Origin of the sequence: Shigella sp. FC1967, assembly GCF_001743005.1 — a bacterium.
Taxonomy (GTDB): domain Bacteria; phylum Pseudomonadota; class Gammaproteobacteria; order Enterobacterales; family Enterobacteriaceae; genus Proteus.
The window spans coordinates 1-1,862 of the sequence record NZ_MIIZ01000924.1 but is presented as its reverse complement, the minus strand read 5'-3'; the positions used below and the strand labels follow the sequence as shown (position 1 = coordinate 1,862).

The 1,862-nt window shown below is 35.8% G+C and carries 1 protein-coding gene; it reads left to right on the top strand.

What is annotated here, in order from left to right; genetic code table 11:
- Positions 1–266: 266 nt before the first annotated feature.
- Positions 267–1,619, top strand: coding sequence for an OprD family outer membrane porin (locus BHE89_RS15990; protein WP_069369364.1), 1,353 nt, complete (start codon positions 267–269; stop codon positions 1,617–1,619).
- Positions 1,620–1,862 lie beyond the last annotated feature (243 nt).

The window sequence follows — 1,862 nt, the reverse complement described above, 5'->3', positions numbered from 1 at the left end:
CTATGTAAGGGATAATGACTAAAGGCAAATAATCTATTATTTGCTTATAGGGTTTTATTGCAAAAATAAGTAAATATAAATATGGTGAGACATCCATATTGGATTTTTTATGCCAAAAAATGACTCTATTGCTTGAAATTAGTGCAACTACAAATTTAATCAAAGGTTATTTTTTAGCTAAATAAAAGAAATGGTGCTTTATTAAACTTGCTGAGTATAAATCAGCACAACTTAATTCAAATATTTATTAACCAGGTTGCATTAAGATGAAAGTAAAAAAAATAGTATTATTTATGCTGTCTCCTTGTTTCTTAGCGGTAAGTACAGCTAATGCTGCAAATTGGGAAAACTCAATTAAAGAAAGCGCATTTATTTCAGATTCAGAACTTGAGCTTTCTACAATTAATATGTGGAAATACCTAAAAACAGAAAACCGTTTTGATAAACAAGAGCAGCGTTACAGAAAGCAAGTTGCTAATGCTTGGGGTCAAAACTTCCAAGCGGATTTCAAATCAGGTTATTTCGGTGGCATTTTAGGATTTGATGTTTCTTATTATGGTGGTATTAAATTAGGCGCAAGTAAAGACTTCGCCTCTCGTGCAATTTTATATAATGATGATGGTGAAGCAAAAGGTTATAACAAAATAGGTCAACGTTTTGCAAAAGTAAAATTCGATTTAGATCCGGTCTTAATTAATGGTAAAGCAGGTTGGTTTACCTTGAAAAATACTGGTATTTTTACTAACTCACAGCGTTTGTCATTAAATAGCTACAATGGTTATGCAATCAATACTGCAATGGGTGACTGGAGCTTAGATTTACTGTTCCTTGACGGTAAAGTAATGCGTCGTGATAGCCCAAATATCGACAGAATGTATTTTAATGATGGTAATGATATTAGACATAATATCGATCACGTTCTTACGGGTGGCATAAACTACAATTCAAAACCGTTAAAAGTCTATTACTTCTATGGTCAGGCTGATGATGTATTCCGTCAACAAGGTTTAGAAGCTAAATATAAATTAACATCAGACGTCACTCTGGGCGGTGTTGTTTATTACCATGATTACGGCAGTGATGGTAAACGCACATACAGCGATGCCAATAAGGGTAAACGTAACTTTGATAATGACGCATGGCACTTTGCTGGTACTATGGAATGGCGTATTCCTGAGTCACCGTGGACAATTCGTACGGGTGTGACGTATACCGATGCGAAAAAAGCTAATGGTGTTGGTCAATTTGCGCGTAATCCAATTGGTAATACTCGTGGCCGCTTTAATTCACCCGCTTATGCAGATATTGACTATGTGCGTGATGGTGAGATTATGGGCGCATTAGAAGCTGCATACAAAGTTAACAATGAGTTGTCTATTGGTGCACGGACTAACTATAGTGAATTTAGTTACTCAGGTGAAAGATTAAAACAAGGGCAGTTTGGCTTATTTAGCTACTGGAAACCAACTGCGAATCTTTCAGTTTCTTTAAGTGGTGGTATTGGCTGGCACCACCAGCAAGAAAACGACTATACCACACCAAAACTTTATGATGGTCACTCACAACGAGCTCATTCATTATCAGGCTCTATGACAACCACATATCGCTTCAAAATGTAATTTATAGCGTAATTGCGCTTATTACTTGTATCAGATGCACGACTTACATGTGTTGTGAGTCGTGCATAAAAATACAGTGATCGTTGCTGTTTTATCAATTATCGTAAATAATAGCGTCGGCATAGTAAGTTACGTTATTTTTGCGGTTGCTAGACTAAACGATATATGACCTCTCTAAATAAATCCCTTCCAGTCAACCACACAGAAAATTAATATCACCTATTATCAATCTCGCTTTATACT

Coding starts and splice junctions, on each gene's coding strand:
- BHE89_RS15990 (WP_069369364.1), top strand. CDS start 267: ATGAAAGTAAAAAAAATAGTATTATTTATGCTGTCTCCTTGTTTCTTA.